20 protein-coding genes are annotated in these 22,998 nt (G+C 61.2%); 15 read left to right on the top strand and 5 right to left on the bottom strand.

All coding sequences use genetic code 11. From position 1 onward, the window contains the following. Positions 1-4: 4 nt before the first annotated feature. Positions 5-1,213, bottom strand: coding sequence for an acyl-CoA dehydrogenase family protein (locus M0D65_RS06085; protein ID WP_266251857.1), 1,209 nt, complete (start codon positions 1,211-1,213; stop codon positions 5-7). A 285-nt stretch (positions 1,214-1,498) separates the two neighbouring features. Here M0D65_RS06085 and M0D65_RS06080 point away from each other — a divergent pair, with 285 nt between their 5' ends. After that, on the top strand, positions 1,499-2,674 hold the full coding sequence (locus tag M0D65_RS06080) for a serine hydrolase domain-containing protein (RefSeq protein ID WP_266251855.1): 1,176 nt from the start codon (positions 1,499-1,501) through the stop codon (positions 2,672-2,674). A 75-nt stretch (positions 2,675-2,749) separates the two neighbouring features. Continuing rightward, on the top strand, positions 2,750-3,259 hold the full coding sequence (locus M0D65_RS06075; protein WP_266252038.1) for a hypothetical protein: 510 nt from the start codon (positions 2,750-2,752) through the stop codon (positions 3,257-3,259). 3 nt (positions 3,260-3,262) lie between these two features. On the opposite strand, the gene M0D65_RS06070 is transcribed toward M0D65_RS06075, so the two are convergent. After that, positions 3,263-4,123, bottom strand: a complete 861-nt coding sequence (locus M0D65_RS06070) for a LysR family transcriptional regulator (RefSeq protein ID WP_091011319.1) — start codon at positions 4,121-4,123, stop codon at positions 3,263-3,265. 76 nt (positions 4,124-4,199) lie between these two features. Here M0D65_RS06070 and mdtD point away from each other — a divergent pair, with 76 nt between their 5' ends. The 7 genes from mdtD (at position 4,200) to M0D65_RS06035 (ending at position 10,922) form a co-directional block, all read left to right on the top strand. Continuing rightward, the gene (gene mdtD / locus M0D65_RS06065; RefSeq protein ID WP_266251853.1) at positions 4,200-5,663 is read left to right on the top strand and encodes a multidrug transporter subunit MdtD; all 1,464 of its coding nucleotides are present in this window, start codon (positions 4,200-4,202) and stop codon (positions 5,661-5,663) included. Positions 5,664-5,845: 182 nt separating this feature from the next. Beyond that, entirely contained in the window at positions 5,846-6,481 is a 636-nt protein-coding gene (locus M0D65_RS06060) for a head GIN domain-containing protein (protein ID WP_266251852.1), read from the top strand. Positions 6,482-6,552: 71 nt separating this feature from the next. Continuing rightward, positions 6,553-7,431 carry a GyrI-like domain-containing protein gene (locus tag M0D65_RS06055; RefSeq protein ID WP_266251850.1) on the top strand — a complete coding sequence of 293 codons (879 nt, stop codon included), beginning with the start codon at positions 6,553-6,555 and terminating at the stop codon, positions 7,429-7,431. Between the two features lie 2 nt (positions 7,432-7,433). Then, a complete protein-coding gene (locus M0D65_RS06050; RefSeq protein WP_266251849.1) occupies positions 7,434-8,555 on the top strand; it encodes a prolyl oligopeptidase family serine peptidase in 1,122 nt (373 codons plus the stop codon). Between the two features lie 296 nt (positions 8,556-8,851). Further along, on the top strand, positions 8,852-9,877 hold the full coding sequence (locus M0D65_RS06045) for a glycosyltransferase (protein WP_266251847.1): 1,026 nt from the start codon (positions 8,852-8,854) through the stop codon (positions 9,875-9,877). 213 nt (positions 9,878-10,090) lie between these two features. Further along, a complete protein-coding gene (locus tag M0D65_RS06040) occupies positions 10,091-10,363 on the top strand; it encodes a hypothetical protein (RefSeq protein WP_266251846.1) in 273 nt (90 codons plus the stop codon). Positions 10,364-10,445: 82 nt separating this feature from the next. Continuing rightward, positions 10,446-10,922: a GNAT family N-acetyltransferase gene (locus M0D65_RS06035; protein ID WP_266251844.1), complete on the top strand. Its 477-nt coding sequence runs from the start codon at positions 10,446-10,448 to the stop codon at positions 10,920-10,922. 9 nt (positions 10,923-10,931) lie between these two features. Here the strand turns inward: M0D65_RS06035 and M0D65_RS06030 are convergent, their stop codons facing one another. Beyond that, entirely contained in the window at positions 10,932-11,909 is a 978-nt protein-coding gene (locus tag M0D65_RS06030) for an SDR family NAD(P)-dependent oxidoreductase (protein WP_266251842.1), read from the bottom strand. Between the two features lie 121 nt (positions 11,910-12,030). Here M0D65_RS06030 and M0D65_RS06025 point away from each other — a divergent pair, with 121 nt between their 5' ends. Next, on the top strand, positions 12,031-12,609 hold the full coding sequence (locus M0D65_RS06025) for a TetR/AcrR family transcriptional regulator (RefSeq protein ID WP_266251841.1): 579 nt from the start codon (positions 12,031-12,033) through the stop codon (positions 12,607-12,609). Positions 12,610-12,674: 65 nt separating this feature from the next. On the opposite strand, the gene M0D65_RS06020 is transcribed toward M0D65_RS06025, so the two are convergent. Then, positions 12,675-16,211 carry an ABC transporter ATP-binding protein gene (locus M0D65_RS06020; RefSeq protein ID WP_266251839.1) on the bottom strand — a complete coding sequence of 1,179 codons (3,537 nt, stop codon included), beginning with the start codon at positions 16,209-16,211 and terminating at the stop codon, positions 12,675-12,677. Between the two features lie 118 nt (positions 16,212-16,329). Here M0D65_RS06020 and M0D65_RS06015 point away from each other — a divergent pair, with 118 nt between their 5' ends. The 4 genes from M0D65_RS06015 (at position 16,330) to M0D65_RS06000 (ending at position 19,661) form a co-directional block, all read left to right on the top strand. Continuing rightward, positions 16,330-17,220 carry a LysR family transcriptional regulator gene (locus M0D65_RS06015; RefSeq protein ID WP_266251838.1) on the top strand — a complete coding sequence of 297 codons (891 nt, stop codon included), beginning with the start codon at positions 16,330-16,332 and terminating at the stop codon, positions 17,218-17,220. Between the two features lie 23 nt (positions 17,221-17,243). Continuing rightward, positions 17,244-17,828 carry an N-acetyltransferase gene (locus tag M0D65_RS06010; RefSeq protein WP_266251836.1) on the top strand — a complete coding sequence of 195 codons (585 nt, stop codon included), beginning with the start codon at positions 17,244-17,246 and terminating at the stop codon, positions 17,826-17,828. Between the two features lie 40 nt (positions 17,829-17,868). Next, positions 17,869-18,378 carry a GNAT family N-acetyltransferase gene (locus tag M0D65_RS06005; RefSeq protein WP_266251834.1) on the top strand — a complete coding sequence of 170 codons (510 nt, stop codon included), beginning with the start codon at positions 17,869-17,871 and terminating at the stop codon, positions 18,376-18,378. 131 nt (positions 18,379-18,509) lie between these two features. Continuing rightward, positions 18,510-19,661 (top strand): serine hydrolase, encoded by a 1,152-nt coding sequence (locus M0D65_RS06000; protein ID WP_266251833.1) that lies wholly within the window; start codon positions 18,510-18,512, stop codon positions 19,659-19,661. Between the two features lie 32 nt (positions 19,662-19,693). Here the strand turns inward: M0D65_RS06000 and M0D65_RS05995 are convergent, their stop codons facing one another. Beyond that, complete coding sequence (locus tag M0D65_RS05995) at positions 19,694-20,602, bottom strand: LysR family transcriptional regulator (RefSeq protein ID WP_266251831.1); 909 nt, start codon at positions 20,600-20,602, stop codon at positions 19,694-19,696. 106 nt (positions 20,603-20,708) lie between these two features. Here M0D65_RS05995 and metE point away from each other — a divergent pair, with 106 nt between their 5' ends. Then, positions 20,709-22,988, top strand: a complete 2,280-nt coding sequence (gene metE, locus M0D65_RS05990; RefSeq protein ID WP_266251830.1) for a 5-methyltetrahydropteroyltriglutamate--homocysteine S-methyltransferase — start codon at positions 20,709-20,711, stop codon at positions 22,986-22,988. The last annotated feature ends 10 nt before the right edge of the window (positions 22,989-22,998 follow it).

The following is a 22,998-nucleotide window of genomic DNA, read 5'->3' as shown; positions in this document are numbered from 1 at the left end:
CGGATCAGGCGGGTTGACGTTCCGGTGCGGGCGACGCGGCTATTGCGGTTGTTGCGCTCGGGGCGGTCGCTGCGGGGACGCGGATCGTTGCGTGCCGCTGCATCTGCGCGAAGATATTGCGTCGGTGCATTTCTTCGGTGCCGCCGGCGGAACCCATCGCGAGCGCGTCGGCGACGAAACTGGCGAGCCGGCCGCAGCGGTAGCCATCGCTACCGTGGAGCGCGAGCAGATCGAGGGCGGCCTGCGACAGATCGCGCGCCGCGCCCAGTTTGGCGATCGAGCAGTTGGCGAGCGCCGACGGATGACCGGCAAGCAACTGGTCGAGTGCGGCAAGCGCCATCCATCGCGAGCGCTCCGCACCGACGCGGATATCGACGAGCCGCCGTTGTACGTATTGATGCGTGTCGAGCGCGACGTCGAGGGTTTTGCGCGAGCGCATGTACTGCAGCGCATCCGCGAGAAACGGCTGCACGACATCGGCGCACAACAGGCCGAAGTAAGCGCGATTCATCGAGGCGATGTCCATCAACCGCGCGAGTCCATCGGCGGGCGAACCAAGCACTGAGTCGCGGTCGATCGTCACGTTGTCGAATTCGAGGTCGCCGACCGGCAGATCGCGTACACCCATGGTTGCCTGGGGCGGTGTGCGCGTCACGCCGGCAGTCAGCGGATCGAGCAGCGCCAGCGCGGTGCGGGCCTTCCCGTCGTCGATGCAATGCGCTGCGACGAGGATCAGCGCCGCGTCGGGCGCATGACTGATGTTGTACTTGTGGCCGTCGAGCCGGTAGCCGTTCGCGTGCGTGCGTAGTGTGGTCTGCAGCGCCCGGACCTCGGTTCCCGTGCCCCTCTCGGAAATGGCGGTCGCGCCGGGCGCGCCGTCGAGCAGGCGAGGCAGGAAGGTGTCCCGTTGTGCGACCGTGCCGTGTGTGAGCAAGGCCCTGATCAGGGTCGCCTGATTGGCCAGCGCCATCGCAAAGCCGATCGAGCCGAGCGTCGATACGATCGCTTCGAACGCCGCGGTGAATGCGCTCCAGCCTTTGCCTGCGCCGCCCAGCGCGACCGGCACGGGCAAGCGCCATAAACCAGCGTCGGTCAACGCGCGCCATGCATGCCAATGAAACGTATCGGCTGCGTCGGTACGCACGTGACTTGATGCAATATCGCGAAAGAGGCTCGCGATGTCATGCTGGTCGGTGGTCGTGTCGAAGGTCATAGCGGGGCTTCAAACCTGGATCGGGTCGAAGCCAATGTAGCGAACTGCCTGGGCGCGCGATACTGTCAGAATTAGCAAACGCCGCCTGGCCGCGATTGGCGCGGCTAAGGCGCGTTGAGCGCAAAAAGCGCTTTAAAAATAGCGAATCTGGATCGTTGGAGGCTGGTTGGTTCTTGTGCGGCTTTCCGCATGACTCCGACGAGCGAGTTGCGGTGAGTTACGGTGATTTGTGTTGCGCGAGCTTTCGCGCGTTGCTTGAGATCACGCAAAAGGAGAAAAAAGATCATGCCGGACAACACCGTTCACGGCTTCGTGGCAGACAGATTCGACGCGGTCCGCGAGGCCTTCAGCGAGAACCTTGCAAGCGGCGCGGATGTGGGTGCTTCGTGCTGCGCCACCGTCGACGGCGAGACCGTGGTCGACATTTGGGGTGGTTTCGCAGACGAGGCGAAAACCCGGTCATGGGAAAAAGACACCATCGTCAACGTCTTTTCCACGACCAAGACCATGACGGCACTTACGGTGCTGCTACTTGCCGATCGCGGCGAGCTGGATTTCGATGCGCCGGTGGCCAGGTACTGGCCGGAATTTGCCGCAAACGGCAAAGGCGCAATTCGCGTCAGTCACCTGATGAGCCATAGCTCCGGGCTTTCCGGCTGGAAGGAACCACTTGCGCCCGACGATCTTTACGACTGGGATAAGGCGACCTCCCTGCTTGCTGCGCAGGCTCCGCTGTGGGAACCGGGGACTGCGTCGGGATATCACGTGACGACGTTCGGGTTTCTGCTCGGCGAAGTGGTGCGACGTATCACCGGCAAGTCTCTCGGTACGGTGTTCCGCGAGGAAATCGCGGCACCTCTAGACGCCGACTTTCACATCGGCCTGCCCGCCTCCGAAGACCACCGCGTTGCCGAGATCGTTCCATGGGCTACGACGCAGAGCACGGTTAAACCCACGCTCAGCGAACTCCATACGATCACGTTTCTCAACGCGCTATTCGATGCGAAGACGACAACACGCACGCGAGCCTGGCGCGCCGCTGAAATTCCCGCTGTGAATGGGCATGGCAACGCGCGTTCGGTTGCTGAGATCCACTGCATCCTCGCCAACGCAGGCGTAGCGAAGGGCAAGCGAATCATGTCCGAAGCGGGATGTCGCAAAGCGCTCGAACAGCAGATAGAAGGACCCGATCTGATCATGAGCCACTTGCCGCCCGCGCGATTCGGCCTTGGCTTCGCGCTGCCTGGCCCCTTGCTCGCGCTGGAGTTGCCTAACCCCAACACGATTCATTGGGGCGGCGGCGGTTGCTCATGGATTTTCATCGATATGGATGCACGTACAACGTTTGCGTACGTAGCAAACAAAATGGATAGACTGCCGTTAGGCGATCCTCGACCGTTCCGAACGATGCAGGCCATGTGGCAATCGCTTGGCATTCGTAGCGGGGAAGTACGCACGTAGCAGCACACCAACTAGAACGACGACCACGGAGAAGACCAACAGATGAAACACCTGGCTCGATATGGCGTATGGGCAATGGCGATGTCGGTTGCGAGTCACGCGGTGTTTGCTGACGAGCAACGCGTGAATCGCGGCAACGATCCTTTCTTCCAGATCTCCCAGGCTATTCCCGGTTGTCCGGTGCCGTTAGGGCCGCTCGAAACCGAACAGGAATGGCTGGACGATGCGCATTACCGGATCGAGCGCGGCAACAGCTGCTGGATCGAAGGGCGCTGCCGGCTCTCCAATGGTTATCTGTACGACAAGGAAATTGCCGAAGCGGTACAACGCAGGCTCACGAATATCAACTATGCGACCCAGTGGCGCGATCACACCACGCTGTGGCTGATATTGCAGCGGCGCTTTATCTATGTGCAAGGCTGCGTCGCGCCGGATTTCGACAAGCAAACGTTCCTGTCCGAACTTGGCAAGACGGCTGATGTGGACCGCGTGATCGACGACACGACAAGCGACCCGGCATCCACGTCGTTACCCTATCGAACGCTTGCTCAGCCCAACAAGTTGCCGGCGCACCCCACCGAATAAGCGCTATTCGCCGATCCACGAGCCACGCAGATCGCTGTCATGCAGCAAGCGCAGCAGCGTTCCGGCAGGACGGCTAAGCCGCTTCGCAGCAAGCGCGATAAATTCGACGTCGGGCAGCACCGGCAGACTCGCGCCGTTCACGGGCGGCGCGAGGCCGCGTGCCGTCAGGTATTGCGGGCGCACCGTAATGCCGAGTCCGCCGCGCGCTGCTGCAATACAGCCTGCATGACTGCTGCTCGTGCATACCACCTGCCATCTGAAGTCGGTTTGCGCGAGCGCATCGAGCACGACCGCGCGCGTCACGCTCGGCTCGGCGACGAGGATCAGCGGTAACGGTTGCGTGACATCGACCAGCGTGCCGGTGCGCGCGAGCCATTCCAGCCGGCCGGTAAACAGCGCAACACCGCGCTTGTCGCCAAGCCGCCGTTTGCCGACCAGCAGATCGATCGATCCGGCGTCCAGCAACTCGTAAAGCTTGCCCGTCATCCCGATGGTGATTTCCAGCTCGACATCCGGATGGGCGTTGCGGAATGCTGCGAGCACGGTTGGTAGTGGACCGAGCGCGATGTCGTCGGAGGAACCGAGACGCACGCGTCCTTTCAGGCGCGGTGTGCGGAATTGCGATTCGGCACGGTGGATCGATTGCAGGATCACGCTGGCATGCGCGAGCATCGCCTCGCCGTCGGGTGTCATCGCGAGCGAATGCGTGTCGCGCACGAACAGACGCCGCCCGATTGCCTGTTCGAGGCGGCGGATATGTTCGCTGACGCTCGATTGCGTCAGGTCTAGCTGACGACCCGCCTCGGTGAAGCTATGACAGGCGGCGACCGTCGCGAACGTCTTGAGCCAGATGGGATTGAGCATGGTGTTTGCTTATCGGCAATGCCGATGACAGTCAGCGCCGTTAGTGGGGTTCCCGATTGACGATGATGGCCATATCATGTGGAAATTGCAAATCAATGCGCCCAACGTGTCCGCCCCACACGGCCGCGCTTCTCCGAAATCAATGAGTAAGGATTCGAACCAGACAGCGTTGCTGTGGATCGTCGCCGCAGGCTTTTTCATGCAGGCGCTCGACACGACGATCGTCAATACCGCGCTGCCATCGATGGCGCACAGCCTGGGCGTCAAACCACTGGTCATGCAGCCTGTCATCGTCGCCTACACGCTGACGATGGCCATGCTGACACCCGCATCCGGCTGGCTTGCCGATCGCTTCGGCACACGCCGCGTCTACTTCGCTGCCATCTTGATCTTCGTGCTTGGCTCGCTGTGCTGCGCCAGTGCGCATACGCTCGGGCAACTGGTGGTTGCACGGGTTTTGCAGGGCATCGGCGGATCGATGCTGCTGCCTATCGGTCGGCTTGCAGTATTGCGCAGCGTTAGCGGCGAACAATACGTGTCGGCGCTGGCGATGATTTCGGTCGCGGGGCAGATCGGCCCGATTGTCGGACCGACGCTCGGCGGCTGGTTTGTCGAGGCTTTTACCTGGCACTGGATTTTTCTGATCAACGTACCGATCGGTGCGGTTGGGATGTTTGCGGTCTACCGCTATCTACCGCGTGCGACGGGTGCCACGGCGGCGCCGTTCGACCTGGCAGGGTGCGCGCTGCTGTCGCTATGCATGATTGCGTTTTCGCTTGCCGTCGATGCGCCGGTTCAATCGCATCGCGCTGTGTGGTCCAGCGCGCTCTTCGTGGTTGGGCTCGTCGCCGCGCTCTCGTATGTGCCGTATGCGCGGCGTCGGCAGAATCCGCTGTTCAAGCTCGCGCTGTTTCGCGAGCCGAATTTCAGTGTTGGTTTGATCGGCAATCTGGTGTGCCGGATTGGATCGAGCGCAGTGCCGTTTCTCGTCCCGCTGTTGATGCAACTCGAACTCGGCTACACGCCGTTGCACTCAGGTTTGATGATGCTGCCTGCTGCGCTCGCGGGAACGGTCGCTAAACGCTGGATCGCGCCGCTGATTCGTCGCTTCGGTTATGACACGTTCTTGCTCGTGAATACGTTGATTGTCGGTGGGGCGATCGTTGCGTTTGCACTGATTTCTCGCGGCACGCCGATCGTCGTCGAGATCGCGGTGCTGGCGATATTCGGTGCCGCCAATTCGATGCAGTTTGCCGCGATGAACAGCGTCACGCTGAAAGGGCTGTCGCATGAAGACGCGGGCAGCGGCAACAGTTTGTTCTCGATGGTGCAGATGCTGGCGATGGGATTGGGCGTGTCGATCAGCGGCGGGTTGGTCAGCGTGTTCTCCGATCAATGGGGCTCGGCAACGCTGGGTTTCCGGATGAGCTTTGTGTGTGTCGGCGCGATTACGCTGGTGTCCGCGTTGATCTTCCGGCGCATCGAAGAGACGCCGGCAGTAGCGTCTTCGGTGAAACCGGCGACTGTGGGGAGTCGATAGGCTGTGGCTACGGTTGTCGCGAATGGCGGATAATCCCCATCGCAGTGATACTGGAGGGGTTTGCACGCGCTCGATGCGCAGCCGTATCGGCCGGTAGCCGGGACGAAAAGAGAGAAAACATGCGAGTCCAGCGAATTCGATTCAGCCTTGCGGCACTGTGCTGCGTAGTAAGCAGCCTTGCCGTGGGCCAGGAGAACGTCGTGGTTCACAGCGATGGAAGTGCCGCGTCGTCAGGGTTGATCGTCGCGTCGGATACAGACATGGTCGAAACTCGTCGCCCAGGAAAATTCTCCGGAATCGAGGTGGACACTTCCGCGGATGTGTCTTTTGCCGTTGGCTCCGATGCGTTAGTCACGGTTACAGGCCCGGCCAACGTCGTGCCGCTGGTGAAGACCCAGGTGCAGGACGGTGTATTGAGGGTGCGGCTGGAACATTCGGTGACGATGTCGAGACCGCTGAAAGTGGTCATCGTGGGTCCTACTCTGCAGGCCGTGAGTATTCGCGGTTCTGCGACCATGAAAGCGTCTAACCTGAACGAAGACGCTTTGAGTATCGGCATTTCCGGATCGGGAACAGTTTCGGCTACAGGTAACGTCAAGGAAGTGCGCGTGGCCATTTCCGGGTCGGGCGACGTACACGTAAGCGATATCCACGCAAAGACGCTGGTCGCGTCGATCAAGGGATCGGGGAATATTCAAGCATATGCAGCGGATTCCGCGGTCGTTGAACTGAGCGGTTCGGGGGATATAAAGATTCGCGGGAATCCGGCACATCGGATTGTGAACCGGTCTGGGTCGGGTGACGTGCAGTTCGACTGACTGCTAGCGGACACAAACTCAGCAAGCTCTGCACCATACATCGGCAGCGATGGCGCTAAGCTAGCGTCATCATGAAAGCCACTACCGAAAGCGATTACCATCGTCGGATCGCCCGCGTTATCGAGGCGATTCTCGTTGATCCAGGTGCACCGCACACGCTGGAAAGCCTCGCTTCGATCGCGTATTTCTCGCCGTTTCATTTTCACCGCATCTATCGTGCGTTGACCGGCGAAAGCGTCGCCGAGACCGTTCAGCGCGTGCGACTCGCCCAGGCGGCCCGTCATCTGACGGACGCGAGCGACCCGGTGAGTACAGTGGCATCCGATGTCGGCTACGACAGTCCGCAGGCCTTCGCCAGAGCGTTTCGCGAATTTACCGGCATCAGTCCGAGCACGTTTCAGACGCGGCAGCAACGTCTGGGCGCTCCGCATTCAGATAACGAAACGTCCATCGCGCACAGCGATGAGCAATCGGCTAGCCTCGACTGGCCATCGGTCGAACTCACCGAGTTGCCTCCGATCGACGTCCTTTGTCTTCGTCACACAGGCCCGATCGCGACTATCGGCCAGACTTTCCGGTCGCTATTACGAGTGCTGAAGTGCGACGGCGAGACCGCGAAAGACCAGCGCATGATCGGTATCTGCACCGGCGATCCCGAGCTGGACGACAGTTTTTGCTACCTCGCCGGTATCGTGCCGGCTACACCGCTTGAGCCGGTCGGCGCGGTCGAACCCGTACGACTCGATGGTGGCCTTTATGCGAGTCATCGTCTCGTTGGCCCTTATGCGTTGATCAACCCGACCTTCCGGGCGCTGATCGGCGGCTGGTTGCCGCAAAGTGGATACGAACCCGACGACCGCCCCGTGCTCGAGGTTTATCGCAATCCACCGTTATCCGGCCTGCGGCACGGGCGCGTCACCGATCTCATGATTCCCATTCGAAAGGGTTGACCATGTCTTCTCGTAGATTGGCTGTCGTCGTGTCTCTGGCGTTGCTGTGGACAGGTGCTGTTTCAAATGCTGCTTTAGCCGCGGACAACGACGACCCCTATCACGTCGGAGAAACCTCACGACTGTTTCATCCCGAGGTAGCGCGCAACTGGCGCGGTGCGGCGACCAAGGGACTCGTTACGCAAATCTGGTATCCGGTATATAGAGGCACACCGGAGTCGCAGCGCGATATCGGTTTGACGGACCGCCAGTTCTTCCGCGCGCATCCGGCTGCCGATGACGCGCCGCTATCGGCTAGTTACGCAAAATATCCGCTGCTGCTTTTATCGCACGGTACCGGTGGTAGCGCGGGTAGTCTCGACTGGTTAGCGTCTGCGCTTGCCGCGAACGGCTACATCGTCGCGGCGGTGAATCATCCCGGCAACAACGCGCTGGAGCCGTTGACGCAAGATGGTTTCATGCTGTGGTGGGAGCGTGCTACGGACGTCAGCGAAGTGCTCGATGGGGTACTCGCCGATCCTGTGCTTGGTGCGCATATCGATCGTGACCGGATCGGTGCCGTGGGTTTTTCGCTGGGCGGTTACACGATTCTTGAACTAGCGGGCGCGCGAACCAATCTCCCTGCATTCCGGAATTTCTGCAGATCACCTGTTGCAGATGCAACCTGTAGTCCGCCCGAAAGGAAGCGTCTTAACGACGATCACGTACCGGTTAGCTTTACACCAGATGCGACCGCCTCCATGGCGCGCGCCGGTGCCTCCTATCGGGATGAGCGCATCAAGGCCGTTGTCGCAATCGCTCCGGCTCTTGGCGAGGCATTCGACAACGCATCGTTCGCTGACGTAGATATTCCCGTGTTGCTGCTTGGCGGCACCGCCGACGTAACGGTGCCGGTTCAAACCAACATTCACCGTATAGCCGGGTTGATGCCCAACGCGCAGGTGATCATGGTGCCCGGGGCATCACACTACACGTTTGTCGACACATGCTTGCCTGCTATGGCCAAGCGCTTTGCGAACCTTTGCGAAGACGATCCAGGTGTTGATCGCGATTCAGTCCATGCACTGACAATAGAAAGATCGTTACATTTTTTTATGACGACACTACTTGCAAGGTCGTCGTAACCCAACGCTTCGTCGTGCGCAGGCCTGTTGAGATGCATACCGACGTCATACCCAGCGCAGGCTAGGGCTACAGCCGCAACACATCACACACGGCACCTACGCCAAAGCCCCGCGTATTCAATCCGAAAGCGTAACGACAGGGAACGTCCCTTGCTCACACCACGTGGCAGTGATCGTCGTGCGAGTGCAAATCAGTACGACTACGAGATCCCGGATGCGTCGAGTTGCCAATGCACTGTTACGATAAATTTCGCGCTCGCACACATTTTCGATTCGACCCCTACGACACGAGTTCTATGGATATATCGATAGCGATGGCCGCCTATAAGGGCGAACGTTTTCTTCGCGAGCAACTGGATAGCATCGCCCGGCAAACTCTTCTGCCATCCGAACTGATCATCACCGACGACAGCCCCGATAGCGGAACGCACGACATAGCAGTCGAATTTGCACGCAGCGTTCCCTTTCCTGTCCGCATAGTGCGCAACGAACGTCGCCTTGGATTCCACGAGAATTTTTTCAAGGCCATTTCGCTGTGTCGCGGCGAGTTCGTTGCATTCTGCGATCAGGACGATGTGTGGACCAACGACAAGCTTGAGCGCATAGCGAAAGAATTCGCGGACCCCGATGTGATGCTGGTGGTTCACGGGGTCAAGGTGGTCGATGCCGATCTCAAGGTTCGATCCGACAACACCGCGGCGCATTGGTCCTATCGGGGCGTGCATGAACCGTTGACGACGAACCCCTGGTACGTTTTGTTCGGTATGTCGACGGTCGTTCGACGCTCCATTTACGACTATATCGACTGGCACGATCGACCGGAGCATCCTGTCGACCCGGGCTATCCGACCTCGCACGATACATGGGCGTGGTTTGTCGCGACATCGCTGGGAAAAATCTTCGCGATTACCGACGAACTCGCGCTTTACCGCCAGCACGAAAACAATAGCTGCGGTGTTTCCGCCGATCGCGACATGGGGGAAACCGTCAAAAGAAGTCGATCCGCAGGCGCTGCGCACTATCGCAGGATGGCGATGGCTGCGTCAGGCCGTGCGGAAAAACTGCGGCAGGTTTCGCCGCACGCGCCGGTCCAGATCCAGCGACGCGCCGTTACTGCGGCGAAATACTATCGAAAGCTTGGTGAGCGCTTGCGCCGGCGCGCCAATCTTTATAGCGCCGCCACGGCCACGCTCAAGCGCGTGAATACGGTGTTCCGGTTGTTTGTGTCAGGTGCTTATCAGCCGATCGACAAGGGTGGCCTTGGGCACCGGGCCTTGTTGAAGGATGTGCATGCAACCGTTTTTCACGTCAGTATCGAGTGACGTGCGTTTGAGGAACGCGTGCCGGCTAGTTCGTGTTCCAGTTGCAATCAAGAACCGGCCTCGCTGCGTGACGAATTGTGACTTACACCAGCGTGGACTGGATCAAGGACGCTTCGGCCGGCGATGCCATCTCGACGCTGCGCCAGTACAAGCTCGTCGTGATCGGCGGCTGCGACATGCTTCGACTGTCGACGTACTGTTGCAAGAATCGTCGTGCTGCTGGAGAACACCCGCAAGCTCGAGAGCAATCCCGACGAACGTGGGCATCGGCAGCGCTACAACGAGTTCATCGCCGACACGTGCGGGACGCTCGACAACCTCGCGTATGTCGATGTCAATGCCGTTACGCGCATCGACTGGCTGTTTGACGACGGCTTTCATATGCGCCGGGAGGGCTATTACGAACTGGCCCAGGCCGTGACTCGGGTTTTCGACGATTCCAGCGGGGAAGGTCAGCCGGTTGCCGCGCGGGCTGTCGCTGTTTGAGCGAATGGGGGTGTGTCAAGGCCGACACGACGACGGTACTATTGTTGTCCAGACCAACCAATGAGCCGACGTTCCGAACGACATGAACTCTCGCGAAAGTAGCGCAATCCGTCTAGTCCCGATGTCCGAAGGCACGGTCGACCGGCAAACGCTGTTCGCGCTTTACAAACTCTCGCTATACGAATACATCGACCAGACATTCGGCTGGGACGAAGATTTCCAGCAAGATCGCTTCAGCAAGTCGTATCCAGATCCGGAAATTTCATTGATCGTCTTGGGCTCAGCAACGGTGGGGTACTTCGCGTTAAGGAATGAGCCGGACTCGCTCCACCTATCGCTGTTGCTTTTACAACCAGAGTCCAGAAACCGGGGTATCGGCCGGACGGTAATGCACACGTTGATGTCGCGAGCAGCAGCGTCCGGCCAGCCGTTGACCCTCTCATGTTTCTTAAGCAACCGGGCAGCAATCAGCTTCTATCAGAAGCTCGGTTTCCGCGCCGTGACGGAAGACGAGTACTTCATAACGTACCGATCTCACATCCCTGGTCAAGCAACGTGAACCGCGGTATCAGAACGATTCACCCACCAGCTCTTCACTCTTGCGCCAGAGCGCTTCGGCGTTTGCAGCATCGAGCGCATAGCGTTTAACGCCTTCGCTGACGGGTGTAATGACCACATCGTCGGCAACCGCGTGACTCACGTGGCAGTTCTCGCAATATTTCCCGCCGACGTCTTCGGCTGACGCGACCACCGCAGCCCACACCGACGTTGCCGCACCCTGCGGGACGGTCTTGAACTGGAACGGCCCTTTGCCCTCGGATGCAAGCTGACTGTTGATCGTATCCACGAGCTTCGTCATCTGCTCCGGGTCCATATGGCGGCCAAGTTCCGTTTGAATCCCGCCAGGGTGGACCGCAGTTGCCCGCACGCCGCGCGCCCGATGTCGCTGGTCGAAGGCAACCGCGAAGAGGATGTTCGCGGTCTTGGCGCGTCCGTAGGCGACGAACGGCTCGTAAGGCGTGCGCTCAAAACCTGGATCCTCGAGGTCCACATTCGCGTAACGGTGCCCCGAGGACGCCAGCAAGACCACCCGGCCGCCAGCCGGGATCAGCGAGGCGACGCGATTCACGAATACAAAATGCCCCAGATGATTCGTGCCGAACTGCGTCTCGAAGCCATCCGCTGTTTTGCCGAACGGCGTCGCCATCACGCCTGCGTTCGCGATGATGATGTCGATGGGTTTGCCTTCCGCCTGGAGCTTGTCGGCGCAAGCGCGGATGCTCTCGAGGCTGGCGAGATCGAGTGCAATCAGATCGATGCGGCCGCCCGCTGCTTCGGCGCCGCGCCGCGCTTCGGCAATCACCTGCTGCGCTTTCGCCAGGTCTCTGGCCGTGCCGATGACACTCGCTCCGCGCGCGGCTAGCGCCCGGGCCGTTTCCACTCCGAGCCCCGCCGAAACGCCCGTGACAAGAATTCGCTTGCCGCGAAGATCGACGCCTGAAAGCACGTCGTCGGTTGTTGAAGTCGCACCCAATAGGTCCGCCATGTTCGCTGCTCCATCACAATAAAGTTGACGTTATTGCCCGATCCGGATAAAACGGAGTTTCCCTCCGCTTTGGTTGCATCATAAGCGGAGACAGCCTCCATTTGCAAGTACCCAGATATAGATGAACGACTCGACGCCAAAAGAACGAAAACCGAGAGCAGACGCGCTGCGCAATCGCGAGCGCATTCTCGAAGAAGCGAAGAAGGCATTTACGCGGGAAGGGGACGACATCAGTCTCGAGGACGTTGCTCGCCAGGCGGGCGTAGGTCCCGGCACGCTCTACCGGCACTTCCCGACCCGCGATGCGTTGCTGGAGAGTGTCTATCGCGCCGAGGTGACGAAGCTCGCGGAAGAGCAGCAGCGCTTGTCCGATTCACTGCCCGCACTCGAGGCGCTACGGTCGTGGATGCGGCTTTTCGTCGACTACATCGCCACGAAGAAGATCATCGCGCCCGCGTTGAATTCGATCGTCGGGGGGCCGGCGGAAGTGTACAAAGCGTCCGGAGCGCTGATCACGGAAGCGATCCAGTCGCTCGTCGCGCGTGCTGTTGCCAGCGGCGACATTCGTCCCGATCTCGAACCACTGGATCTTCTGCGCGCGCTCGTCGGCGTTTCGAATGTCGCATCGGCGCCGGATTGGCAGGAAAGTGCGAAACGGCTAGTGGATATCCTGTTGCTCGGGTCGCGGCCGCCGGAGTAATTTCCGTGGCCGAACCCGAGCTGTCGCTGACGTGAGCGGGTCACCGTACGATAACCACGCATACGCTACGCAGCCAGCGCCCCAGACTGATGCGCAACAAGCCGCGCATACGCACCGCGCGCCGCCAGCAACTCGGCATGCGAACCCGCTTCGATGACTTGCCCGTCACCCATGACGAGAATCGTGTCGGCGTTCTGGACCGTCGATAGCCGGTGCGCGATGATGATCGAGGTGCGCTCCGCCATCAAATCGTCGAGCGCGGCCCGGATCTGCTGCTCGCTGATCGTGTCCAGATGCGAGGTCGCTTCATCCATGATCAGGATCGGCGCGTCCTTGAGGAAGGCACGGGCGATCGCGACCCGCTGACGTTGCCCGCCTGACAACTGCACACCACGCTCGCCCACGCGGGTCGCCAGACCTTCCGGCAGACGATCGACAAATTCGCTTAGCGCGGCCCGCTCCAGTGCGCGACGGACATCCGCATCGGACACATCGCGTCCCGCGAGACGGATGTTGGCTTCGAGCGTGTCGTTGAACAGGTAAGTATCTTGCGCGACCAGCGCGATATGGTCGCGCAGATCGGCGAGGCGCAGCCGGCGCAGGTCGGTGCCGCCCAGCGTGATCGTGCCTTGCTGCGGGTCCCAGAAACGCAACAGTAGATTCGCCACCGTCGATTTGCCCGCGCCCGACGCGCCGACCAGCGCCACGGTGCTGCCGGGGCGCACCGCAAAGCTCACGCGATTCAGCGCCGGTGTGCCGCGGCCAGGGTATGCGAAGCTCACCGCATCGACCTGCACTTGCGGGTTGGCGGGTACCGGTTGATCGCCGTCGGTCACCGCTTCGGTCTCCGACTCGACGACATGCAGCCGGCGCGTGGCGGCGATCGTGTCCGCGAGCTGACGCGCGACCTGGCCAATCTCGGCGACCGGCATGAAGGCCGCGACGGCGACGAGCACGAGCAGCGGCAGCCATTCGTGCGCAAACCAGCCGTGCGAAGCGAGCACGGTGCCGAGCAATGCCACGGCAAGGCCACCGAGGCCAGTCGCTACTTCGAGCGCGGCGCTTTGACGCGAGAGGTCGTCCAGCAGCGCCGATCGATGTTGCTGATAAGACGCGAGATCGGCGAGGAAAACGCTGCGGCGGCGGCCCGTTGCCTGGAACGCGGCCAGTTCGGCGAGACCCTGAATCGTCTCGGTGAGATGCGCACCGAGCTGTCCCAACGCAGCGCGCGCCTCGCCGCCAAGACGATCGATCTTGCTACGCGCAAAGACAGGAGTCAGGCCAGCCCACGCGAGAAACGGCAGCAGTACCAGCGCGAGCGGCCACGCTACGCATGCGAGCAGCGCCAGCACGCTGGCCGGAATCAGCACGGCGACGAAGGCCGGAGCCACCGTATGGGCGTAGAAATATTCGACCATCTCCACGTCCTGGGTCGCGAGCGTCACCAGATCGCCGGAGCGACGGTACAGCAGATAGGCGGGCGCGAGGCGTTCCAGTTTGGCGAACAGGGCGATACGCATTTCGGCGAGCATGCGGTAGGCCATGTCATGCGCCATGCCGGATTCGAGCCAGTGCAGCGTCGCTGCGATCGGCGCTGCGATCAGCAGTCCGATGGTCAGCCCCACGACGGGTCGACCCGACGCAACGCCGGCAACCACGAGCGCGCCCAGCACACCGACGCCGATAAAACTCAGCACCCGGCCGACGCCGCACAGCACGGTCAACGTGAGCTTCACTCTCCATGGCCACACGAAGCGCAACAACGTGCGCAAGGTCGCAGCCCAGCCGATTGCGGCGGCATCTTCGGAAAGCGGTCGCACTTGCGGCCCCGACGACGTCGCAGTGGCGCGCACCGTTTCGATGATCACCGGCCGTTCGCCGGCCGCTGCGACCTGCGGTCCCATCAAGCGACGATAGGCGCCCGGACGGCCGATCAGTTCGGCATGCGTGCCGCTCTCGACCACACGCCCCTGATCGAGCACGAGAATCCGGTCCGCGCCGATCACACTGGACAGACGGTGCGCGAGGATCAAGGTCGTGCGGCCTCGCATCAGCCGGTCGAGTGCCTGCTGGATGACCGCTTCGTTCTCGGCATCGACGGCGGATAGCGCTTCGTCGAGCACGAGGATCGGTGCGTCGCGCAGCAACGCGCGCGCGATCGCAATGCGCTGGCGTTGACCGCCGGACAGCGTCGCGCCGCGTTCGCCGATACGCGTCGCGTAGCCCTCGGGTAGCGCGGCGATGAAGTCGTGAATGTTGGCGGCTTTCGCTGCGGCGATCATGTCGGGCTCGCTGGCATCGTGCCGGCCGAGCCGCAGGTTGTCGGCGATCGTGCCGTCGAAGAGCGTGGTGTCCTGCGCGACGATCGCGATCATGCTGCGCACCTGATCGGGATCGAGGCCGCGAATGTCGTGACCGCCGATGCGGATCGTCCCGGCCTGCGCATCGTGCTGCCGCAACAGTAGCCGCAGGATCGTGGATTTCCCCGCACCGCTCGGCCCGACGATGCCAACCGTCTCGCCGGCGGCAATCTCGAAGCTCAGTCCCGCATGCGCATCGGCGTGCCGCCCCGGATAGGCAAAGCTGACGCTGTCGAACGCAATACGCGGTGTCAGTCCAGGCACATGCGCGGCGCCTCCGGTCGGCGCATCGCTGCGCGCTTCCAGCAGCGCATGCACCGCGCTCGCCGCCGACTGCCCGATCATCCCTTGATGCAAAACCGAGCGTAGATCGCGCAACGGACGAAAGATCTCGGTGCCGGCCATCAGGATGATCAGCAGCGCTTCCAGACTCATCTCGCCGTGATGCACGCGCCAGGCGCCTACCGCGATAGCGGCGGCTGCGCCGAGGCCAGTGCCGAGATCGGTGAAGAAGCGGGTCATCAGACCCAGCGTGAGTACCCAGGTCGTGCTGTTGGACAGCTCGCGCGCGCGTCCGGCAAGCTTCTTCGCGAAGGCCGCGCTCTGGCCGAATGCCTTGAGCGTCGGCAGGCCCTGCACGGCATCGAGGAATTCTTCGCCGAATGACTTGAACGCAGCGGCGCGAGCGATGGCCGCGCGCTTGTCGGCGTTATGGACCAGCATCGGCAGCGCGAGTGTCGCCAGAGCGGCAACCAGCAGCACCGCCGCGGTCGGCACGTCCCACCAGGCGAGCACGGCGAAGATCACGACCGGCGCGCACGCAGCGATGATGAGCTGCGGCAGGTAGGCGCCGAAGAAAGTCTGCAACTGCTCGACACCGTCGATCACCGCGAGCATCACACCGCCGGTGCGTTCTGCACCGAACCACGCCGGGCCAAGTTCGGCAATGCGATCGAAGAGACGCGCGCGCAGCACCGATTGCACGCGCCCGGCGGTAGCCTGGGCCAGCACGGCCCGCCGATGATCGAGCCACGCGCGCAGCAACATGCAGGCCACGGTGGCGGCTGCGGCCAGTGCGATCTGCTGCAACGGCGCGCCGCCGAACGCGAGCGCCAGGACGCGGCCGAGAAAAACGAAACGCAGGACGCCAAAGCCCATGGCGATCAGGCCAAGGCCCGCCGCGCCGGCCACGCGCAGTCGCAACCCCGCCATCATCATCCATAGCTTGCTATCGAAATACATCCCTACCTCCGGTCGGTTCAGTGCGATCTGGTTTTGGTCTTGCGACGTTACCTTGCGCCGGACAGGCAGGCAAAAGATGGTTTTTCATCGGGTGTTGAATATCCTACAATACCCGCCTATGTCCACGATCCCGCCACTGCCAGCGTTGCGCGCGTTCGAGGCCGCTGTGCGGCTCGGCGGCTTTGCGCGTGCGGCCGCCGAGTTGAATGTGTCGACCAGCGCGGTCAGTCATCAGATCCGCAACCTCGAAGAGACGCTGGGGGTTCGGCTGCTCGAGCGCAGTACTGGAGTAGGGGGGATTCGCCTGACGTCGGCGGGATCGGATCTGCTGCCCTCGGTGAGTAGTGCGCTGTCGCTGCTGGAAGATGCGTGCTCGCAGATCAAGGGTGTCGTAAGGCGACTGACCGTTTCCGCGAACGCATCGTTTTCGACGATGTGGCTCGCTCGTCGTCTCGCTGAGTTTTCGTCGAGCTATCCCGATACGCCGCTGAACGCCATCACGCAGGATGGCGAGCCCGATATTGCCAGGCACGGCATCGACCTCGCTATCGAGCACATCTCCGAACGCGCGGTGCGTCCCGATGACATCGTGTTGTTCCGCGAGGAAGTGTTTCCGGTGTGCAGCCCCGAGCTGCATGCGTTCGCGTCCACGGCGGTTTGCCGATGCCGCCTGCTTCAGGAAACGCACGACGATTTCCCCGAGATCGATTGGCGTAACTGGTCGTCGGAGTTCGGCCTGCCTGACGACTTCGAAACCAAGATCGTGCGCTACAGCAGTTTTAGCCAGGTGATCGGTGCGGCAGTGGGCGGAGCGGGACTCGCACTCGGCCGCTCGGCGCTGGTGGATGCGGAACTGCGCAGCGGACGTCTGGTGCGTGTGTTCCCCACGCTGTCCCGGCCGGCTTCATGGTGTTTCGTGCTGCGCCATGGAGTGACTCGCCGGCATCGGATGCTGGATACCTTGATCGAGTTTCTGCGCGCGGAAGCGGCGGAGCGTTGCGGCGTTTGAGCGGACAATCGATGCATTTCGAAATGAATCAAATGCTGTTCGAGACGGACGGCTATCGCGCCATCAAACTCGTTCGCAGTGACATCCCTGTCATTCAGATCTTTCTGGAAAAAAATCCCGGGTACTTCCTGCTAGCCGAGGGTCACCCACCGACAGAAACTCAAGCCGCCGAAGAGTTCGAAAGCGAACTGCCCGAAGAATGGCCATTTACCGAGCAGATCGCGATTGGATTCATCGATGCAAGCAACGAATTGACCGCATATGCGTTCGTTATTTCCGATCTCTTCGCTGAGGGCGTCTGGCATCTGGGATTGTTTATCGTGTCGACTGAACAGCACGGGCAAGGTGTTGCGCGGCACCTGTACAGCGCTCTTGAGAAATGGTTCAAGGCGTCGGGTGCGAAGTGGGTGCGCCTCGGTGTCATCGACGGCAATAAGCGCGCGGAACGCTTCTGGGAGCGGAATGGCTACGTCGAAGTGCGGCGCCTCGACAACTATGTGATGGACAACGCCACACACACCATTCGCGTGATGAACAAGCCTTTGGGTGAAGCAGGACTGAGTGAATACCTGAGTCTGGTGAGTCGGGATCGTCCTGACGAATACTGACACTTCCTGATAATCCTCTACCACTATCCCATGGAGAAGCATGAGTCTCGTTCGACTAAGCCGCGCGACCCGCGCCGACGCCGCCGATCTGATCGCGGCAAACTCGGCGAGTCGGGAATACCACCTGCCGTGGGTCACGTCGTTCAACGATCAGCCAGGCTTTGACAACTGGTTTGCACGCGGACTGACTGGACCCAACGTCGGTCTCGTCGCACGCGAGGCTGCATCGAATCGCGTCGTCGGTGTGATCAATCTGAACGAGATCGTAGCGGGCGCATTTCAAAGCGCGTATCTCGGCTACTACGGCATGGTGGACTTCAGCCGCACCGGACTCATGACCGAGGCCCTGCGAATGGCAATCGATTTTGCGTTCGGCGAACTGGGCCTGCATCGCCTGGAGGCCAACATTCAGCCGGAGAATGTTGCATCGATTGCGCTCGTGCGACGGGTGGGCTTCAGGCAGGAAGGTTATTCGCCGCGCTATCTGCGCATCGATGGTGAATGGAGGGACCATGAGCGTTGGGCGCTACTTGCCGACGCGTCCAGATAGCTCCCGAATCACGATGTGAAATGCAGTGCCCGGGTTCACGAGCCGATTCTCGTTCCTGACGCACAATGGTTCGGTTCGTCCCAGTGACGATTTCGCGTACCCATTCCCCATCATGAATGCAGGAGATCACCATGGCTTTTGACGGTTCGGCTATCAAGGCTTTGCTGGACAACGCTGTATCGAAGGGCGCCGTTCACGGCATTGCGGCAGTGGTCGTCGACCGCAGCGGCACGCTGTTCCATCACGCGGCCGGCGAGGCTGGCCCGCACGCGATGTTCCGCAACGCATCGATGACGAAAGCCGTGGCCACCACGGCGGCGCTGCAGTTCGTCGAGAAAGGATTGCTGAGCCTCGACGCGACCGTCGAATCGATTCTGCCGGAGTTCGGTCAGTTGCAAGTGCTGGAAGGTTTCGACGGCGACAAGCCGCGCCTGCGTCCGCCTGCCAGCAAGGCCACCGTACGCCAGTTGATGACTCACTCGGCTGGCCTCGGTTATTTCTTTCTCAGTGAGAAGTTGTCGCGCTACCACGAGCTGACCGGTGAGCCTCAACCGCTGACAGGGCTAAAGCGCAGTCTTTTAATGCCGCTCGTGAACGATCCCGGCACCGTCTGGGAGTACGGAACCAACACCGACTGGCTCGGGCTCGTGGTCGAGAAGCTGTCGGGGCAGAGTCTGGGCGACTACCTCAAGCAGCATGTGTACGGGCCGCTCGACATGAACGACTCGACCTTTGAACCCACTGCCGAGCAGCGCAGCCGTTTGCTTCGCGTGATGCAGCGCCAGGCTGACGGCACGCTCAAGCCTTCGAGGCTCGACCTGCCTCCCACCTCGGAATGGGACGCGGCGGGCCACGGGTCCTACGGTACGGCGCAGGACTACGGCCGTTTCCTGCGGGCATGGCTCAACGACGGAGCCGGCGTTCTCGAACCGGCAACCGTACGGATGGCGCTGCAAGATCATCTCGCGCCGATCAAGGTCCCGACGTTCCTCAAGTCCGCGATGCCCGAACTGACGAACGACGTGTCCGCACCACCGGTGCCGCAAAGCTGGGGGCTCGGCTTCCATCTCACGCTCGACAACGTGCCGGGCATGCGCAGCAAAGGCACCGCCGACTGGTCCGGGGTCTTCAATACGTACTACTGGATCGACCGGGAGAAAGGCATCGCCGCGGTGCTCATGACGCAATTGCTGCCGTTCTTCGATATGCCTGTTGTTCACACGCTCATCGGCTTCGAGAGCGCGGTGTACCGGCAGGTGGGAGCGGCTGTTCCGGCTGCATGACGATAAAGCGGAGCGCAGGCGGCGAGTGCGGTTCAAACCGTACTCGCCGCAGCATTCCAGTCGGACTCACGCGCGAGCGCAACGAACGCCTGCAGATAATCGATCGATATATCGGTCTCGCGTACACCGAGAAAGATCTGCTTGGCGATGCCTTTCTTGCCGAGCCGAACCGGCTTGATCGCGACCTTGCCCGCGTACTCTTCCACGAGCCAGCGCGGTAACGCAGCGACACCGCGGCCGCTCGCGACCATCTGCAACATGATGTCGGTTGTTTCGATGACCTTGTGCCGCTTCGGCGAGATGTTTGCGGGCATCAGAAACTGGTTATAGATATCGAGCCGATCGATTTCGACCGGATACGTAATCAGCACTTCGTCGGCTAGTGCTTCGGGTGGAATGAATGGCAACTGCGCGAGTGGATGCTTGCATCCCACCACGAGCACCTGCTCGTAATCGAAGACCGGTTCGAATAGCAGCCCAGGTCTTCTTAGCGGATCCGGCGTGACCAGAATGTCGATGTCATAGCCGAACAGCGCGCCAATCCCGCCGAACTGGAATTTCTGTTTGACGTCGACATCGACGTCGGGCCAGCGCGCCAGATACGGCGAGACGACCTTGAGCAACCATTGGTAGCAGGGGTGGCACTCCATACCGATGCGCAAAGTACCGCGCTGTCCCTGCGCGTATTGCTTCATCCGCTCTTCCGCGTGTTCCATCTGCGGCAGCACGCGGTTGGCGAGCGCGAGCAGGTATTGACCGGCCTGCGTGAGGCGCAGATTGCGCCCCTCGCGATCCCACACAGCCGTACCGAGCTGCTGCTCCATCTTCTTGACCGTATGGCTGAGCGCCGATTGCGTGAGGCACAGCACATTGGCCGCCGCAGTCAGGGAGCCCTGGCGGTCCACTTCCCGGATGATGGCCAGATGGGTTCGTTCAAGCATCGTTGCTCCATGAGCAAATCTAATCGATCGATGAAATAACACCATTATATTTCATGGATCATTCACCCTATGATCGAGCGGTTCATTTCTGGAGCGGCTCATCATCATGGTTACGACGCACAATCTCGGCTTCCCTCGCATCGGTGCAAAGCGCGAACTGAAATTCGCGCAGGAGAGTTACTGGAAGGGCAAATCATCGCGCGAAGAATTGACCGGTCTTGGCGCGCAACTGCGTCAACGGCACTGGGAAAATCAGGCGGGCCTCGATCAGGTGCCGGTCGGCGATTTCTCGTTCTACGACCAGGTGCTCGATACGAGCTTTACGCTCGGCAATATTCCGGAGCGCGTGCGTGGCTTCGACGGCGACCAGCTCGACAATTACTTTCGCGTCGCCCGCGGTCGTTCGGCGCACGATGCGTCGTGCAGCTGCGGTGTTCAGGCCGGCGAGATGACCAAGTGGTTCGATACGAACTATCACTACATCGTGCCGGAGTTCAGTGCAGCGACTGAGTTCTCTCTCGATGCGTCGCGTCTGCTCGAGCAGCTCGCGCAAGCGCGTGCGCTGGGCGTGAAGGCGAAGCCGGTCATCGTCGGACCGGTGACGTATCTGTGGCTGGGAAAGGCGAAAGACGATTCGGACAAACTCGCGCTGTTGCCGCGCCTGTTGCCGGTGTACGCGGCCTTGCTGGAGCAACTGGCTGCGCAGGGTGTGGAGTGGGTGCAGATCGACGAGCCGGCGCTGGTCACGGAACTCGATGCGGTCTGGCAGCAAGCGTTCGTCACCGCTTACGATGCGCTGAAGAACACCCGGGTCAAGCTGTTGCTGGCCACCTACTTCGGTCAGTTGCAAGGCAATCTCTCGCTGGCGTGCAAACTGCCCGTGCATGGCCTGCATATCGATGCGATCAACGCGCGCGCCGAAGTCGAACAGGTGGTTGCGCAGTTGCCGGCAGACAAGGTGTTGTCGCTCGGTGTGATCAACGGTCGCAACATCTGGAAGACGGATCTCAATGCGGTGCTCGAATGGTTGACGCCGATTCATCAGGCGTTGCAGGCTCGCTTGTGGCTCGCGCCGTCGTGCTCGCTGCTGCACGTACCGGTCGATCTCGATAGCGAACAGAAACTCGATCGCGAAATCAAATCCTGGCTTGCGTTTGCGCTGCAAAAGCTCGATGAGCTGAAGGTGCTTGCGAGTGCGCTCAACGAAGGGCGTGCATCCGTTCAGGCCGAGCTTGCGCAGAATCAGACTGCGATCCAGAGCCGTCGTGCTTCACCGCGCGTGAACAACCCTGCGGTCAAGGCCGCGATCGCGAAGATCGATGCTGCGTTGGGCCGGCGTCACAGCGCCTATCCGCAGCGGGCGACGAAGCAGTCTGCGTTGCTGAACCTGCCGGCTTTCCCGACCACGACGATCGGCTCGTTCCCGCAGACCGCCGAGATTCGCCAGGCACGTAGCCAGTTCAAGAGCGGCGAGCTGGATGAAGCCGGCTACAGGACGGTGATGCAGAAGGAGATCGTGCGTAGCGTGCGGGAGCAGGAAGCGCTAGGTCTCGACGTGCTCGTGCACGGCGAAGCGGAACGCAACGACATGGTCGAATACTTCGGCGAGCAACTCGACGGCTACACGTTCAGCCAGTTCGGCTGGGTGCAGTCGTACGGTTCGCGTTGCGTGAAGCCGCCCATTTTGTTCGGCGATATCAGTCGTCCGAAGGCGATGACGGTCGAGTGGATCAAGTATGCGCAGGCGCAAACGGCCAAGCCGATGAAGGGCATGCTGACCGGCCCCGTTACGATCCTGAACTGGTCGTTCGTGCGTGACGACCAGCCGCGCTCGGTGTCGTGCTACCAGCTGGCGCTGGCGATCCGCGAGGAAGTGCTGGATCTGGAGAGGGCCGGCGTGCGTGTGATCCAGATCGATGAGGCCGCACTGCGCGAAGGATTGCCGCTGCGCAAGTCGCAGTGGAACGAATACCTGCAATGGGCCGTCGAATCGTTCCGCATCACGGCCAATGGCGTGCAGGACGAAACGCAGATTCACACGCATATGTGCTATTCGGAGTTCAACGACATCATTGCGTCGATCGCCGATATGGACGCGGACGTCATCACGATCGAGACATCGCGCTCGGATATGGAGTTGCTCGACGCGTTCGACAATTTCAACTATCCGAACGAGATCGGCCCGGGCGTGTACGACATCCACTCGCCGAACATCCCTAGCCAGGAGCACATTGTGCAATTGATGCGCAAAGCGGCCGAGCGGATTCCGGCCGGGCGGTTGTGGGTGAATCCGGACTGCGGGTTGAAGACGCGGGCGTGGGAAGAGGTGATTCCGGCGCTGACGAATATGGTTGCGGCGGCTAAAACCTTGCGTGCGGGTGTTTGATAGCGAGCGT

Source organism: Paraburkholderia sp. CHISQ3 (genome assembly GCF_030464945.1).
GTDB lineage: Bacteria > Pseudomonadota > Gammaproteobacteria > Burkholderiales > Burkholderiaceae > Paraburkholderia > Paraburkholderia megapolitana.
This window is presented reverse-complemented; position numbering and strand designations above follow the sequence as displayed.